The sequence below is a fragment of the Paenibacillus mendelii genome (assembly GCF_024498075.1).
Lineage (GTDB): Bacteria > Bacillota > Bacilli > Paenibacillales > Paenibacillaceae > Paenibacillus_Z > Paenibacillus_Z mendelii.
In genome coordinates, this window is sequence record NZ_JANHOF010000026.1 from 49,661 (window position 1) to 64,674 (window position 15,014).

17 protein-coding genes, 1 rRNA gene and 1 riboswitch are annotated in these 15,014 nt (G+C 48.6%); of the genes, 2 read left to right on the top strand and 16 right to left on the bottom strand.

The annotated features are described in order from the left end of the window. Window positions 1–164: 164 nt before the first annotated feature. The 5 genes from rsmA to NNL21_RS34010 form a co-directional block, all read right to left on the bottom strand. Window positions 165–1,040, bottom strand: a complete 876-nt coding sequence (gene rsmA / locus NNL21_RS33990) for a 16S rRNA (adenine(1518)-N(6)/adenine(1519)-N(6))-dimethyltransferase RsmA (RefSeq protein ID WP_204822585.1) — start codon at window positions 1,038–1,040, stop codon at window positions 165–167. Beyond that, complete coding sequence (gene rnmV, locus NNL21_RS33995; protein ID WP_204822584.1) at window positions 1,037–1,606, bottom strand: ribonuclease M5; 570 nt, start codon at window positions 1,604–1,606, stop codon at window positions 1,037–1,039. The genes rsmA and rnmV overlap by 4 nt, the downstream gene beginning before the upstream one ends. 113 nt (window positions 1,607–1,719) lie before the next feature. Next, window positions 1,720–2,868: a resuscitation-promoting factor gene (locus NNL21_RS34000; RefSeq protein WP_204822583.1), complete on the bottom strand. Its 1,149-nt coding sequence runs from the start codon at window positions 2,866–2,868 to the stop codon at window positions 1,720–1,722. Between the two features lie 223 nt (window positions 2,869–3,091). Continuing rightward, a riboswitch (cyclic di-AMP (ydaO/yuaA leader) is annotated at window positions 3,092–3,299 on the bottom strand. 184 nt (window positions 3,300–3,483) lie between these two features. Continuing rightward, window positions 3,484–4,251 carry a TatD family hydrolase gene (locus tag NNL21_RS34005; protein ID WP_204822633.1) on the bottom strand — a complete coding sequence of 256 codons (768 nt, stop codon included), beginning with the start codon at window positions 4,249–4,251 and terminating at the stop codon, window positions 3,484–3,486. A 25-nt stretch (window positions 4,252–4,276) separates the two neighbouring features. Beyond that, window positions 4,277–5,581: an HD domain-containing protein gene (locus NNL21_RS34010; protein ID WP_256555667.1), complete on the bottom strand. Its 1,305-nt coding sequence runs from the start codon at window positions 5,579–5,581 to the stop codon at window positions 4,277–4,279. Between the two features lie 334 nt (window positions 5,582–5,915). Between NNL21_RS34010 and NNL21_RS34015 the strand changes: the two genes are divergently transcribed. After that, the gene (locus NNL21_RS34015; protein ID WP_204822582.1) at window positions 5,916–6,170 is read left to right on the top strand and encodes an AbrB/MazE/SpoVT family DNA-binding domain-containing protein; all 255 of its coding nucleotides are present in this window, start codon (window positions 5,916–5,918) and stop codon (window positions 6,168–6,170) included. A 128-nt stretch (window positions 6,171–6,298) separates the two neighbouring features. On the opposite strand, the gene rsmI is transcribed toward NNL21_RS34015, so the two are convergent. The 10 genes from rsmI to NNL21_RS34065 form a co-directional block, all read right to left on the bottom strand. Beyond that, the gene (gene rsmI / locus NNL21_RS34020; protein ID WP_204822581.1) at window positions 6,299–7,207 is read right to left on the bottom strand and encodes a 16S rRNA (cytidine(1402)-2'-O)-methyltransferase; all 909 of its coding nucleotides are present in this window, start codon (window positions 7,205–7,207) and stop codon (window positions 6,299–6,301) included. Between the two features lie 8 nt (window positions 7,208–7,215). Beyond that, complete coding sequence (locus NNL21_RS34025) at window positions 7,216–7,980, bottom strand: tRNA1(Val) (adenine(37)-N6)-methyltransferase (protein WP_256555668.1); 765 nt, start codon at window positions 7,978–7,980, stop codon at window positions 7,216–7,218. A 129-nt stretch (window positions 7,981–8,109) separates the two neighbouring features. Further along, window positions 8,110–8,502: a DNA replication initiation control protein YabA gene (yabA, locus tag NNL21_RS34030; RefSeq protein ID WP_204822580.1), complete on the bottom strand. Its 393-nt coding sequence runs from the start codon at window positions 8,500–8,502 to the stop codon at window positions 8,110–8,112. 48 nt (window positions 8,503–8,550) lie between these two features. Further along, window positions 8,551–9,351, bottom strand: a complete 801-nt coding sequence (locus tag NNL21_RS34035; protein WP_204822579.1) for a PSP1 domain-containing protein — start codon at window positions 9,349–9,351, stop codon at window positions 8,551–8,553. A 4-nt stretch (window positions 9,352–9,355) separates the two neighbouring features. After that, the gene (gene holB, locus NNL21_RS34040) at window positions 9,356–10,333 is read right to left on the bottom strand and encodes a DNA polymerase III subunit delta' (protein WP_204822578.1); all 978 of its coding nucleotides are present in this window, start codon (window positions 10,331–10,333) and stop codon (window positions 9,356–9,358) included. 20 nt (window positions 10,334–10,353) lie between these two features. Beyond that, complete coding sequence (locus NNL21_RS34045; RefSeq protein ID WP_204822577.1) at window positions 10,354–10,797, bottom strand: YaaR family protein; 444 nt, start codon at window positions 10,795–10,797, stop codon at window positions 10,354–10,356. A 16-nt stretch (window positions 10,798–10,813) separates the two neighbouring features. After that, window positions 10,814–11,143, bottom strand: a complete 330-nt coding sequence (gene darA, locus NNL21_RS34050; protein ID WP_204822576.1) for a cyclic di-AMP receptor DarA — start codon at window positions 11,141–11,143, stop codon at window positions 10,814–10,816. 84 nt (window positions 11,144–11,227) lie between these two features. Next, window positions 11,228–11,863, bottom strand: a complete 636-nt coding sequence (gene tmk, locus NNL21_RS34055; protein ID WP_204822575.1) for a dTMP kinase — start codon at window positions 11,861–11,863, stop codon at window positions 11,228–11,230. A gap of 64 nt (window positions 11,864–11,927) precedes the next feature. Further along, window positions 11,928–13,469 (bottom strand): aminotransferase class I/II-fold pyridoxal phosphate-dependent enzyme, encoded by a 1,542-nt coding sequence (locus NNL21_RS34060; RefSeq protein WP_204822574.1) that lies wholly within the window; start codon window positions 13,467–13,469, stop codon window positions 11,928–11,930. 173 nt (window positions 13,470–13,642) lie between these two features. Then, window positions 13,643–13,834: a sigma factor G inhibitor Gin gene (locus NNL21_RS34065; protein ID WP_204822630.1), complete on the bottom strand. Its 192-nt coding sequence runs from the start codon at window positions 13,832–13,834 to the stop codon at window positions 13,643–13,645. A 225-nt stretch (window positions 13,835–14,059) separates the two neighbouring features. On the opposite strand from NNL21_RS34065, the gene NNL21_RS34070 reads away from it, so the two are divergent. Beyond that, window positions 14,060–14,590 (top strand): transposase, encoded by a 531-nt coding sequence (locus NNL21_RS34070; RefSeq protein ID WP_204822573.1) that lies wholly within the window; start codon window positions 14,060–14,062, stop codon window positions 14,588–14,590. Window positions 14,591–14,694: 104 nt separating this feature from the next. Here NNL21_RS34070 and rrf read toward each other — a convergent pair. Further along, a 5S ribosomal RNA gene (gene rrf / locus NNL21_RS34075) occupies window positions 14,695–14,811 on the bottom strand. Window positions 14,812–15,014: the final 203 nt, after the last annotated feature.

Here is a 15,014-nt window from a genome sequence, read left to right on the forward strand (position 1 = left end):
GGGCGGACATGGCTGTTGGTGCCCCCAAGGTACGCCCAAAACCCTTAGAGGGCAAATATGGAGCTATGGTCCCTATGTAATCGGGTATTCCTGCTATCTGATCTATATAGTGAAAAAGAGCCAATCCCCATGGCTGGAGATTGACTCATCGTCAAAGCTTGCATTTAGAAGCCTGCTTGCTGCAGCGCATGACTAACTGCAGCGAATTCCACAATCGATAACGTCTCGCCGCGGCGGGCCGGATCAATTCCGCAGCCCTCAAGCAGCGGAACCACCTTGTCGCGATTGGCTTTGCCAATGAAGGCCGACAGGTTATTGGCGATGGTCTTCCGCCGTTGAGCGAAGCTCGCCTGCACAGTACGGAAGAAATGATCCTCATCCGCTACTTCAACAGGCGGCTTGTCCCTCAGCTTAAGCTTAATCACCGCCGAGTCGACGTTCGGCTGTGGGATAAACACCGTATGCGGCACCGTACAGACCAGCTCAGGCACGCAATAATACTGAACAGCGACGCTCAGGCTGCCATACTCTTTGCCGCCTGGCTTTGCAGCCATCCTTACTGCCACTTCCTTCTGGATCATAACGACGATATTCTCAAGAGGCAGCTTCTCCTCCAGCAGCTTCATCAGAATAGGTGTCGTGACGTAATAAGGCAGGTTCGCCACAACGCTCACTCCGGTCAGTCCTACGAATTGCTGCTCCAGCAGCCCACGCAAGTCCAGCTTGAGCACGTCGCCATGCTCCACGTGAACATTCTCTGTCCCTTGGAATACATCATGTAGAATCGGGATGAGCCGCTGATCGATTTCTACCGCAGTCACACGGCCGGCCGTCTCGGCCAGATGCTGTGTGAGCGCACCGATTCCCGGACCAATCTCAAGTGCACCCTTCGTCTTGTCGAGCTCCGCTGCTTCAACAATATTCCGCAGAACATTTTGATCGATCAAGAAGTTCTGTCCCAGACTTTTCTTAAACGAGAAGCCATACTTTGCGATAATATCCCGTGTTCGTTTAGGCGTCGCTACATCTGCCTGTGTCATGACCCGCTCCCCCCGATCTCCTGCTCCATTCGCGATAACGCTAATTGGAATTCTTCGCGCGTTATCCGGAACATGGTACAGCGCTTATAGAACTGCTTCCCATTCGCATATCCGATACCGAGTAAGTTGCCCATTCTGAGCCGCCGGTCCGATGCTTGAGCGTTCACAAGCAGACCGGCCTTCATCAAGTCATCCCAAGTAATCTCGGGTATTACTTCCGCTTGCCCTTCAGCGATTTCTGTGCGCACATTCGCGAGCGCCCGTCTTATCGCTTCCGGCGAAGCATTCTCTACCCCGATGTCCCCTTTATAGAGCGCCTCTTCCTGTGGCAGAAACGCATGCTTGCAGCCCGGCACCCGCTGTGCGACGATTTTACGGATTCGTTCTCCTGCATGATCAGGGTCCGTAAAGATGATGACGCCTCTGCGCTGCTGAGCGAGCGCAACTCTTCTCAATACGTCCTCACCGACCGCAGAACCGCCTGTCTCAATCGTCTCTGCTTCAAGTGCGCGCTTAATGGCAACTGTATCGTCTTTGCCCTCCACGACAATGATTTCCTTGATCATGCCGTTCCTTCATCCCCTCTAGACAAACATACAAAAAGAAGAGGCATCGCCTCTCCCTTATGATGGCATATTTCCTTTTGAAATACGATAAAATTTAATCACAGCTGCGAAAGTTAGATCGCTTCCGGCTTCTTCGGACCCAGTACATACACCGTGAAGCCCTTCTTCCGTCCGAATCGATCGGCATACTTCTCGCTGTCAAAATAAACGTCGATCTTATTGCCTTTGATCGCGCTGCCGGTGTCTTCCGCACGGCGGAAGCCGATCCCTTCGATATAGACCCACCAGCCAATTGGAATTACCTTCGGATCGACCGCAATGGTACGTCCTTCCTGAACGCGTGCGCCAGAGGCTGTAATTCCATACTGTGGATGTGTCTTACTCTTGCCGGTTGATTCTACTCCCGCTGTATAAGCGGTTAACGTCACATTCTTTAAGACTTTCTTCGACTTAAACGTAACGCCCTTCTTCGTCATCGTCGCCATAGTCGGCGACTTTGCGGACAGCACCGTAACCTTCGGCTCCGGTTTCTTCGTTCCAACGGCCACGACCTGATTGATAGCCGTCGCTTGCGTCATCTTCGAAACGAGCGTATGCGAAACTAACTTCCCGTCCGCAAACACCTTCTCGTAACGCTTTACAACGGTACCCTCTTTGCCGACCTGCATTAACTTCTGTTTTCCTTGCGGCAAGGCAGGGTCTTCCTTCTTGACGACCGTGAACGGCACTGTGTACGCATTCTGCGCGAGGTGCTTATCGATCCGAACGACCGTAACGGTCATATTCGGCTTGATCGTCATATCCAAGGAAGGGAGCACCTTGTCTTGACTGCGAATCGATATGTTAGCCTGATCGATCGCTTCCTGTACTGTTCTTTCTGTCGTGTACAACGTTCTTACCTTGCCGTCAGCCTTCACGGTAAGCGGCACCGCATGATCAATAACAATACGGTCGCCGTCCCTTACGCCTGCATTCATAGGCATGGACACTTTATCGTTCGGTCCAATCGTGATGGCTTGTTCATCCAGTAGGCGTTGAAGGACCCATTGTTTAGTTTCAACAATGTTTTCTTGTCCATTCACTACTACGGACACGCGCTTGTCAGCCGTCCCGTACAACAACACCAGAAACATGAAAGTCATAGCGATTGAGATCATAGCGCTTAGAATGATTAAACGCAAGTTCTCATGCTTCCATCGCAATGCGAAAGACATGCTGGATGATCGTTTCCCATGGGTGTCCTTAAGCTGGAGTTGGCCCACTTCATCGGTCCTCCTTACATAGCCCCGCCGTCGAATTATGCATGATTAAATTTGACGCGACTAGTTAGATTTAGCGTGCACGCACGCTCTTCCCTATGCCCACCTCCATGATACACCCTATGTCGTCAGTTTACGCATTATTCAAAATAAAAAGAAGCCGACGACAGAGGATCTGTTTCGTGGCTTCCCCAAAATACAGGTAGCATGGAATGGATGCACGAGGTTGATCTCTCTATTTACGCTTGCGAGGTTAGCTGTCGGGTTCGGGCAAGAGAGTCGCCCTATTCGCACTTCGGCACTTCACACCACAAACGCGCCGCTGCAAAAATTCACCCCAAGAAGAATTCAACAGACATACGCTAAAAAATAACCTTGAGCGTACGCACTTGGTTCCCCCGCTCTCCATACTGGAGACTAAGCGTTATTGGAAAAGGAATACAATGTTTCAAAAGCTCTGAGATGAATGATACCGTCTTTTGCTCCAAATTGTAAAGAAGCGATTAATGACGATTTTAACGAATTTTATGGATAAACTCATGAAAAACTGGCGATTTCTTGATCGAAAATTAGTTTTTTCGCAAGATTAGTCCCAAATCCTTACTCTCAGAGCTCTTTTCACCTGATGTTAAAACATCTTAATGCATTCTCAGTCGTAATTTTGGATATTTCTTCCAAAGATTTCCCTGTTATTTCCGCTGCGGCCTCGGCAACCAACCGTACATATGCCGATTCATTCCGCTTTCCACGATAGGGATGAGGTGCCAAATATGGGGAATCCGTTTCGATGAGAAGACGGTCCAGCGGCACGCGTGCGAGCACCTCTTTGGGGACCCGTGCATTCTGAAAAGTGACCGGTCCCCCGAACGAAATATAGAAGTTCATATCCAGGCATTGCTTGGCCGTTTCCCAGCTGCCGGAGTAACAATGCATGACGCCGCCGACCTCTGCGGCACCCTCTTCTTTCAAAATACGAACGACATCTTCATGAGCATCGCGGTTATGAATCACGATTGGCAGCTTCTTCTGCTTGGCCAACTCAATCTGCTGCCGGAAAACCCGCTGCTGAACATCCTTCGGAGACGTATCCCAGTGGTAATCAAGGCCGATTTCGCCGATCGCCACGACCTTCTTATGCTCGCAGAGCGAGGCGATCCAATCTAGATCCTCAGGAAGCATATCAATGCTGTCCACGGGATGCCAGCCGACGACGGCATAGATAAAATCATAACGTTCAGCCAGCTCCATCGTTGTCGGAATCGTTTCGCGATTGAATCCAATATTTATCAATTTCTCAATCCCGGCGGCTCGAGCTCTTTCGATGACCTCTGTGCGGTCTTCGTCGAATTTATAGGAATCCAAATGGGTGTGTGTGTCGATTAACATCAATTGTAACAAGCTCCTTTCTACATTAAAGACCAAATACATCACGGACAGTTTGCGATAAATCCGCCGCTGTTCCACGCAGTTTTTCCTCCGGGAAATACAGGTGATATTTCCCCCGGTGAAGGCCGGTAATGGAGCGAATTATATCGGATTTTGCCGATATTTCGGACAGCCGCTCCTCCTGATCGAGAAGCAGAATCGGCGGTTTTTCGTCTTTTTCTGAAATGGCCGCGCCTGGCCGATAGACATCGTAAGGCAAATCGAACGGGAAGTCGATTTCAAGATCGTACGCGGGATGGAGACCGACCGATTGCAATTCCTCACGAATCTGCTGCCACAACGTTTCATTCGCCTCGTCCATGGTGACATACTTATATAGTTTACGGTTTAAGAACCGGCGACACAAGTCGGCGAGTATCGGATCGGCTTCCTTCTGCCACTGGACGAATGCGGTTTGGACAAGCGCTTCATCAAGTGATAGATACCCATCCACATTTATTGTACCGTTAAACAACTGCTCGAGGGGTCCAATCATCCAAGCAAAGCCGTAGCTGCTTCCATAAAGCTCCTTGGCTCTGCGAAAGATTTGCCTGAGAATGATTTCGGAGCTGCGGGTAACCGGGTGAAAATAAACCTGCCAATACATCTGGTAACGGGACATTAAATAATCTTCTACGGCATGCATTCCGCTTTCCTTGACGACGATTTGCCCCTTATGAGGGCGAAGCACGCGAAGGATCCGCTCCAGATCGAAAGTGCCGTAATTAACGCCTGTAAAATAAGCGTCCCGCAGCAGATAATCCATCCGGTCGGCATCCATCTGACTGGAGACAAGACTCATGACAATGGGTCGCTCGTAGGACTTGCAAATAACCGCTGCAACCTGCTCCGGAAAGGACGGATCGACCCTTCGCAGCACTTCGTTGATTTCCGTTTCTTCTAATAATATACGACATGTCCATTCCTCGTGATGGGTATCGAATAACTCCTCGATGGAATGAGAGAACGGGCCATGACCAACGTCATGCAGCAGAGCGGCGCAAAGAGAAACAAGTTTCTCATCTTGGGGCCAATCGGAATAACCCCCCCGCTCAAACTGAGAAATAATCTTTCGTGTAATTTCATACACGCCAAGCGAATGAGAGAACCGGCTATGCTCGGCACCATGAAAAGTCAGATAGGAGGTACCTAGCTGGCGTATGCGCCGAAGTCGTTGGAATTCCCGGGTGTTGATAAGGCTCCAAATGGTTTCATCCTGGACGTAGATATATTTGTGAACCGGATCTTTGAACACTTTTTCTTCTGCCAGCGGATGCATCTTTGCATACATGACTAATCCCTCCCTACTCTAGTTAAACCTATGGAATTCCTTTATATTTTCTTTAATTGTTAGTACTTTCTACGTTCCAATAGACAAATTTTCGACACAAATTCATATTAAATGTCGAACAATGTCGTAATTTTATTTCCAAAATCAAGCTTGATGTTGTACGATAAGTATAGCTTAATAACCTTATCTCTATCACGATTGTAGCAAAGTAGAGCTCTTCCGAACGCATTTCGGTATTGACTATTTTGGGAAACGTTGGTACTATAGAGAAAAGAAATGATAGAATTTTGTCGAATTATGACGAATTATTTATGAGAGGGGACACGAATAGATTATGATGAAATCGACAGGAATTGTACGGAAAGTTGATGAGCTTGGACGTGTTGTTATCCCAATTGAGCTGCGCCGCACACTCGGCATTGGCGAGAAAGACGCGCTTGAGATATATGTAGATGGTGAACGGATCATGTTGAAGAAATACGAGCCTGCTTGTATCTTCTGCGGCAATGCAGAGAACGTTACATATTTCAAAGGAAAAATCGTTTGCAACGTTTGTTTGACGGAATTACCAACTCCCGTTACAAAATAAGAGACAAATCCGGAATTATCGGTTATAATACAATTAATGAACTTGTTAATTCTAACCTTTTTTATACTCCTTACTGCCTTCCTGAGACAAGAACCCGTCAGGAAGGCCCTTTTTTTGTCCAAACCCTCTTACTTCTGGATCAGTTCATTATATACATCCCGCTTAGGACGTCCTAGATCTATAGCCGCTTTTTTTATCGCTTCTCTGCGATCCCCCGTTTGCTCCTCATACCGCTTAACATGCTCGGCTAGCTCCATTCCGTCCCACCATGGCTTTTCCTCATCTTCATCCTGTCCTTCTCCCGCTTCCGAACGATTGAAGCCCGCAATCACTAAACAATATTCACCCAGTGCCGGATGCTCCTCCAACCATTGTAAGCATTCTGTAATTGTTCCTCTTACCGCTTCTTCATGCCGTTTCGTCAGCTCCCGAACCATTGCAATAGGACGATCGCCCCAATGTTCCCGTACAGCTGCCAACGTCTTACCTACCCGATGCGGCGATTCATAGCAAATAATCGTGCCCTCTTGCTTACGATGCTTCTGCAGCCATTGCGATAACGGCTTGCGGTCACGTGGGGGGAATCCAAGGAAGCTGAAGCGGTCCGTTGGCAAGCCCGATATAATCAATGCCGATAATGCCGCGTTCGCCCCAGGAACCGGAACGACACATATATCTTGTTCTACTGCAGAAGCAACCAAGTCCGCGCCAGGATCGGATATAGCCGGGAGCCCCGCATCACTTACAAGCGCAATTGACTGCCCCTCCTTCAACAAGCGGATCAGTTCGATACCGCTAGCTTGCTTATTGTGTTCATGATAGCTGACAAGGCGTGTCGCTATTTCATAGTGAGTAAGTAATTTACGCGTTTGCCGCGTATCTTCAGCTGCGATAATATCGACTTCCTTCAAGATGCGTATCGCTCGAAACGTCATGTCCTCCAAATTGCCTATCGGTGTTCCGACCAAATACAGCGTCCCGCTCCATCCCGTCGTTCCACCTTCACTGCCTCGTGTAAAGCTTTTTTGCACATTCATGATGGCTATTATCCCTCACTTAAGGACGCTCGTCCCCCATAGTAAATTTCCATAATTTCTTTGTTATATTGTTTTTCTTCATTATATACGATGAGTGGAGGAAGCAGCTTAACGTCAGGCTTGGCATCTCGCATGGCTTCAATAAGCACGATGTTAGCTTCTGCTTCGACACGCGGGTGAACGAAGCGGACCCGTTTCGGTTCAAGCTTATAGCGGCGCATCGTATCCACGATTTCTACAAATCGGGATGGTCGATGCACCATGGACACGCGGCCTCCGGTGCGGACAAGCTTTGCGCATGCCGCTACAATTTCCTCCAAGGAGCCATTTAATTCATGACGTGCCATCGCGTAGTGCGTATTCTCATTCTTATCTCCATTGTGGGCCGGCAAGTAAGGCGGATTCACCGTTATCGCATCATATCCCCCATGACCGCTCTGTTTGTAATATTCTCGTAAATCTGCCTCATGAATATGGATTCGATCTTGAAGTCCATTCATCGCCACACTTCGCTTGGCCATATCTGCAAGCCTCGGTTGAATTTCAACGGCATCAATACTGGCTTGTGTACGAGTTGTAAGCAATAAGGGAACGACTCCGTTGCCCGTACAGAGATCGAGTACCCGCCCCCGCATCGGGACGCCAGCGAACCTTGCAAGCAATACCGCGTCCATCGAGAAACTAAATACGTCCCGGCTCTGGATAATGGTTAGCTGATGTGTTAATAAATCGTCTATACGTTCCCCTGGTTGAAGAAGACTTTCTTTATACACGCTCTGTATACCCCCACTTTCCCCGTTTCAAACCATTCATTAGAAAAGTATAAAAGATAAAGCCGCCCTTATACAAGGACGGCTACGGTGCTTCCGAATTATCGTCGCTCTTTGGGCTGACGATAAACCCTATTTATTAAGAAAGGACAGACAGAACAGACAGTCGCCTTCCGTACGCAAATGTCCATAATAGACATTACAAATGTGAAATCCTTCATGATACAGGCGAGCCAAGTTGTCATAGCCTTCGCCGACAGCAGCCTGATCGTTCGAATCCGGCGGTTGTTCCAACAACGGTTCCTCAGACGCGTCTACCGTTTCCGATTTCGGCGTTTGCGGATTCGTATGAATAGCCGTTTCACGCTTGAAAATTTTGCGCAGCTGTTGGTTCTCAATACTCAGCCGCTTGTTCTCCTCTAGAAGCGCCTTCACACGTTGTTTCAGTGTTCCCAGCTCTTGATACAAGTTACCTGTTCTCGATTCCAATTCATCCATCTTATTGAATATATCGTTCTTGTTCAATATCCCACCTCAAAGACGCTCGGCTTCGGACTTATCGCCAACGAGATCTTACTTGATCACGACATCATCCAGCGGCAGTTCCTTCGGCTTGCCGCCGTCAAACAGCTGAACATGCACGGTCTTAGCACGGGCGTTAATCCCCGTTACCTTACCTTCACCATACGATGTGACGACGATTTTGCCAACCGCCGGCAGCTCTTCTCTGACGCTTTCATAATTATCATGCTCATATTTCAAGCAGCACATCAAACGGCCGCATAAGCCGGAAATTTTCGTCGGATTAAGCGAGAGATTCTGATCCTTCGCCATCTTGATCGATACCGGCTCAAAATCACCCAGCCAAGAGGAGCAGCATAATACACGGCCGCAAGGACCGATACCGCCCAACATCTTCGCTTCGTCGCGCACGCCGATCTGTCTAAGCTCGATACGGGTGCGGAACACACTAGCCAAATCTTTGACTAACTCACGAAAATCGACTCTGCCCTCGGCAGTAAAATAAAAAATGATTTTATTGCGGTCGAAGGTGAATTCCACATCAACCAGCTTCATTTTTAATTGATGATCTCTAATCTTGTCGAGGCACGTAGCAAAGGCGTTCTTTGCTGCCGCTTTGTTCTCCTCTACAATTTTGGCGTCGTTGTCACCGGCGATGCGTATTACTTTTTTTAGCGGAAGGACTACATCCGATTCACCGACTTGCTTCTGTCCAACCACAACCTTGCCATATTCAACCCCTCGTGCTGTCTCGACAATGACATGCTGCTCTTTGTCGACCGGGAGCTCAATTGGATCAAAGTAATATATTTTGCCCGCCTTCTTAAAGCGGACGCCAACGACGTTATACAACCAATCACCCCTCCTGTACGCGAATTAGCAGCTGCTCAATGGCCAGCTGCGGCGATACATTGGCTCTCATTCGTTTGCCGGCCTCGAGTGTATGCTCCATGCATCTGATCCAGCCCTCAGCTGAACGTGCGAATGCATGCTTGCTAAGCCAATCTATCTGATCTATAAAAACGACCTCATCTTGTCTTCCTGCTTGAATATGAATCATATCTTTATACCATAAAACGAGTAACGACAACAGCAGTTGAGGCTGATCGCCGAGCTCGGTCTTGAATACGTGTTGCTGGGCAGTCAACATGGCCGCGGTGAATCGGAGTAGACTATCCTTGCCTAATTGTATCACTACATTTCTCATTTCTGCAAACCCATTCTGCTGGACGAGTGCCCGGCAAGCATCCAGTCCGGAAGCCAGATGAACGGCAGCCCGAGCCAGCAGCACGGGAACCCCTTCTAAGCTCAGGGTTTGCAGCATATCGATCGGTGCAAGCGGCAAAAAAGGAACCCATTGGGTCCGGGAGCGAACAGTTGGGAGTACCGCTTGTCCATTGTCGGCCAGTAATATAGCGACTACTGACGCCTGCGGCTCCTCCAGAAACTTCAGCAGACTATTCGCCGCCTGAAGCGTCATCGATTCGGCTCGCTTCATTATATATATCTTACGTTCCGTTCCGCTGTTGCGGTAGGCAAGCTCCCGCTGCAGCTCGCGGATTTGATCAATTTTTATCGAATTTCCATCCGGCTCTACAACATGCAGATCCGGTTGGTTGCCATGCTCAAATTTCCGGCATTCAATGCATGTCCCGCAAGCATCGCCGGTACCGCTGGCACAGAACAACGCTTTGGCAAATGCGAGCGCCATAGCCATTCTTCCGCTCCCCGGCGGGCCGGTAAACAAATAAGCATGCGACACTTTTCCGCTCTTCAGCGCATGCTGCAAAATCCGTTTCGCCTTCTGCTGACCGGCTAGTTGTTCGATGCTCATGTGTTTATGTCTTCCCTTTCTTAAAAAAGCAAATTAATGAGAATGCCGCGAATGTCTCCGATCTTCTGCAGCAATTCGATTCGGCCTTCCTCGCTGTCAAGCAGCTCCTCACCCATCGTCACGAGAGCCGCATCGAGCTCATCCAGAAGCTTATAGCGCTTCGTACGGCCACGGCGGTCGAAACCTCGTGTTTCCTTCATCCCGATACCGCGGCGCACCGTATCTTCGAGAAATTGTTTCACCATCTGACGATAAAGCTTCAGCTCTCGTACCGTCATCGAGCGCGAGAGCCGTTCGCCTTGAAGATGAATATCCTGAAGCTTCTGCTGCAGCTGTTCCATTGAGCGCTGCTCATCCTGATGCTGCATAATGTCGGAGAAATTCTTCGGCTGCAGCGGCTTATTGCCGAGTTCCGTCCGCGTCCGGTCCTGACCGAGAGGACGCCAACCCGGATTGATTTTCATCTTACGTCACGTCCATTCAGAAATGTTCAAATCGTTCGACCGGTACGACAAAGACCGCTGCCCCGCCCACTTGTACTTCAACTGGAAATGGAATATAAGCATCTGTCGTACTTCCCATCGGCGATACCGGAGAAACAAGTTGATCGCGCACTTTACAATTGGAACGAATCACGTTTAGAACCTCATGAACGCGTTCATCTTCAATACCGATCATAAAGGTTGTGTTGCCAGCACGCAGAAAGCCGCCTGTACTCGCGAGCTTTGTCGCTCTGAAGCCTTCACGGACGAGCGCATTCGACAACCGGTTACTATCCTTATCCTGTACAATGGCGACGACTAATTTCATCCATATCCCTCCCAAGATCCTTAGATTCGCAAGCAGCATAAAAACTCGTACCCTACTAATTTGACATCGCTTGCAAAAAATCCTTTAATTCCAGCCAAATCGTTCTTTTATGACCGATATTGCGGCTTTGAGCACTTTATCGGGCTCTTGATCGGCATCCACCTGGATCACACGCTTAGGCTCCTGCTCTTGAAGCATTAAATATCCCTCGCGAACCCGTTGATGAAAGGAAAGGCCTTCAAGATCGAGCCGGTTCACTTCACGGCCCGTTCCTTGCTGAATCCGCTCCAAGCCACGCTCGGGCATTATATCCATATAGAGCGTCAAGTCCGGCATCGTCGTGCCGATTGCAAAGCGGTTGATAGAACGGATTTCGTCGATACCCAATCCCCGGGCATGTCCTTGGTAGGCAAGACTACTATCGATAAAACGGTCACAGATGACAACATACCCTTGCTCCAGCGCGGGAACAACTTTTTCCGACAAATGCTGACGCCTTGCCGCAGCGTACAGCAGCGCTTCTGTTCGAGCATCCATCATCGTATTGCTCCGGTCCAGAATGATTTCCCTAATTTGCTCCGCAATCGGTATACCGCCAGGCTCCCGGGTTATCATCACTCGGTGCCCTTCTTCTGTTAGTGTATGTGCGAGTGCCTGGATGAGTGTCGTTTTACCGGCACCTTCTCCACCTTCGATGGTTATGAATCTTCCTATATTCAATGAAAGAACTCCTCTATCTTGTTATACCCTTATCATAACAAAGGCAACCCAGACACGTAAACGGCTACCTGTCCTTAAGTACAGCAATCGTACGCAGCGTTGGATCGACAGCTCCTTGAAATTTGGCGCCGTGCTTCGCCAAAGCAGCCAAATATTGAACAGAGCCTGCAGTAATACGTTCTCCTGCATATAGAATAGGTATTCCCGGCGGGTAGGGGATAACAGATTCTGCAGCAATTCGACCAGCTGCATCATCTAACCCGATCTGTTCTAGCCGATCGGCTTGAAACGGGCGTCTTGAGAATGAGACCGGTTCCGATATCCATTGACCTTCGCTCTTCGGATACTGCCCTCCGCTATCTTTATCTGACTGCATCCAGAACTCTGTTTCAGCCTGACGGGCATATTCAAGATCACACTCTGCGTTTCCGGACCAAGATTCGTTTTCAATTGTAAGTATTTGCTCCTGCAGCCTGACCATATCCTCCAATACCGCAGGCGCTGCGCATAACAGAACGATTCGTTCTGAATCCGCCATCTCTACCCAGCAACCTTTATCGGCTAGCATCCGCTGCAGCTCGTATCCCGAATGATTACCTGTCGCATCCTTTAATACAACACGAAGCGGATCCATACGAACATGGGAACTAGTGCTTTCGACAATTTCTAACCGTTTGCACGTTTCCTTGACCCATTGTCGAAACGCCCTTGCCGCATCTATCCCGCTAATAAACATTTCGTGCCCGAATGTGTCGACCATTGCCCGGGCAATATCGAGTGAAGCCATAATCGGATAGGAGGGGCTTGAGCTTTGTATCATCGTCAAGGCCTGTCTTACTGCCTTGCGGTCCATTCTATACCCTTGTATGTGAAGCATAGCCCCCATCGTCAGCGCGGATAATGTTTTATGCGTCGACTGTACGACCGCATCGGCTCCAGCTTGCAGGGCTGAAGTTGGCAATAGCGGATCAAGCCCATAGTGTGCGCCATGCGCTTCGTCTACTAGCAGCAGCTTATCATGCCGATGAATGGTATCGGCATAAGGTCGTAAATCAACGCTGACTCCGTAATAACTTGGATTGGTTAGCAAGACAGCCTTAGCTTGCGGATACTTATTCAGCGCTTCTTCAATATGCTGTACCGATGGGGCGATGGCCAGACCAGTTGTCACGTCTTTATCAGGCATTAAGAACACCGCTTGTCCCCCGGCTAATGCTAACCCGTTCAATATAGACTTATGTGCGCTGCGCTGCACCAGTATGAGATCTCCAGGTTCACAGCAGGCAAGCAGCATGGCCAGATTACCGGCTGTGCTTCCACCCACAAGGAAATAGGTTTCTTCCGCCCCGAAGCAAGCGGCAGCCAGGTTTTGTGCTTCTTCAATTACACCAGTTGGATCATGCAGATCATCCGTTACGGAAAGCTCTGTTACATCCATTTTCATCATCGATCTTACTTGTTGTAAGGCTTCGTTATGAGATGATTCCATCATAGCTATGGTTTGTCCGAATTTATGTCCAGGCACATGAAAGCTAGACGGATCAGAGAGATGATGCTCGTACAGCATTTCTAATAGAGGTGCCCTCCAGTTTGTTAACCCGTTCATGATCCTGCTCCTTCTCTTATGCTTCCCTCCATCATATCGGATATCCGTCTCTATAGGTACTTTAAATGACAATAAATGACCCCAGCAATCTCATCTGCATGAGCACCGGGGTGATGAATACAATCTTATGGATCAATATAGGTTAAGAGGATACCTGCTATTACAGATGTCGATTATGCGTTCTTCTGCATCCAGATCCGTCTAAGCTGATGGATGAAAAAAGGATACTTCGCATCCTGGACGTCCGTTTCAACCATTTCCGTTTCGCAGGCTTCACAAATAAATTCATCAATGATTCGTATCCCGTCCGTTTTGTCATGGCCGCAAATGATACAGAAGTTGCGGGCAGCCATATTCTCTTCCATCATTGTCGAACACCTCACCTTGTATTTCTTCATTGCTACTATTATGCCACATAGTCTATCAAGTTATACTTGTTTCATAGCCCATTTCAAATAGTAATACATTTTATGTGCGCGAGGGTGAATTGGTGAACGATAGCCCTGTACTTGTTTTAAAAGGAAGTCTTCATAATCGGTTCTGTTATTCCGATACATATAGTCGTATGATACAGAAAGGGCGTTGAGGCTATGAGGGGTACGCTTGCCGAACAAATGAAAGCAACCATATATCAGTACCAGCTTATCCGAAAAATCAATTTACGAAAAGAGTCCAAATGGAGCCATCTGGTTATCGCGCTTATATTGAGCGTATTTCAACTTTTAATGTACCGCATGGAGGGAGCAATCGCAATCGCGGTCGGAATACTGCTCACGCAAGTCATCCATTTTATTATTATTCACTTAACCTTAATAAGAGTCGATGTCCCTGATTACCGCAGATGGAGCTGGCTTATTCAACCGCCGTGGATTGGATACATTCCCATCTCACACATTGAGCTTGCCCTATTTAGAAGGCTGCACCGTCATTTACTCTGGCTGGGTCTATGTGCGATCGGCATCGCATATCCATGGGCCAATGAAGCTCAAATGATTAGTTTAATTAGCTGGCATCTTTGGTTTCTCGCTCCACGGATCGTTGTGCTTCGCAAACTCAAGAAAATGAGAGCTGACGGGATCTTGAAGCTGCATACAACGGATGTTAGTTATTATCATCGATAATATATCATAAGAAAGGTGCAGCTTATATGCGAGCTGCACCTTTCTTATGATATTCCTTAGCCAACCAACAAAAAACCGACCGCGGTTCGCGGTCGGTTCCTCGTGCTTGGCGACGTCCTACTCTTCCAGGACCCTGCGGTCCAAGTACCATCGGCGCTGAAGGGCTTAACGGTCGTGTTCGAGATGGGTACGCGTGGTTCCCCTTCGCCATTACCACCAAACGTTTCAGGTGTGGTTACACCCTGAAAACTGGATACGAGTTTGCGCAACTCTAAAGCTGTGTTTCCCGAATGAGTATCGGGGTCCTCGCAAAGTATTCGGAATCAGCTTCGAAGCTGTTCGTCACTTTGTGGGGTATCTTTTAGGATAAGCCCTCGACCGATTAGTATTCGTCAGCTGCATGCATTGCTGCACTTCCACCTCG

Excerpts from the sequence above, each read along its gene's own strand:
- rsmA (WP_204822585.1), bottom strand. The coding sequence starts at position 1,040 with ATGACACAGGCAGATGTAGCGACGCCTAAACGAACACGGGATATTATC.
- rnmV (WP_204822584.1), bottom strand. The coding sequence starts at position 1,606 with ATGATCAAGGAAATCATTGTCGTGGAGGGCAAAGACGATACAGTTGCC.
- NNL21_RS34005 (WP_204822633.1), bottom strand. The coding sequence starts at position 4,251 with ATGTTAATCGACACACACACCCATTTGGATTCCTATAAATTCGACGAA.
- NNL21_RS34010 (WP_256555667.1), bottom strand. The coding sequence starts at position 5,581 with ATGTATGCAAAGATGCATCCGCTGGCAGAAGAAAAAGTGTTCAAAGAT.
- NNL21_RS34015 (WP_204822582.1), top strand. The coding sequence starts at position 5,916 with ATGATGAAATCGACAGGAATTGTACGGAAAGTTGATGAGCTTGGACGT.
- rsmI (WP_204822581.1), bottom strand. The coding sequence starts at position 7,207 with ATGAATGTGCAAAAAAGCTTTACACGAGGCAGTGAAGGTGGAACGACG.
- holB (WP_204822578.1), bottom strand. The coding sequence starts at position 10,333 with ATGAGCATCGAACAACTAGCCGGTCAGCAGAAGGCGAAACGGATTTTG.
- NNL21_RS34045 (WP_204822577.1), bottom strand. The coding sequence starts at position 10,797 with ATGAAAATCAATCCGGGTTGGCGTCCTCTCGGTCAGGACCGGACGCGG.
- darA (WP_204822576.1), bottom strand. The coding sequence starts at position 11,143 with ATGAAATTAGTCGTCGCCATTGTACAGGATAAGGATAGTAACCGGTTG.
- NNL21_RS34060 (WP_204822574.1), bottom strand. The coding sequence starts at position 13,469 with ATGAACGGGTTAACAAACTGGAGGGCACCTCTATTAGAAATGCTGTAC.
- NNL21_RS34065 (WP_204822630.1), bottom strand. The coding sequence starts at position 13,834 with ATGGAAGAGAATATGGCTGCCCGCAACTTCTGTATCATTTGCGGCCAT.
- NNL21_RS34070 (WP_204822573.1), top strand. The coding sequence starts at position 14,060 with ATGAGGGGTACGCTTGCCGAACAAATGAAAGCAACCATATATCAGTAC.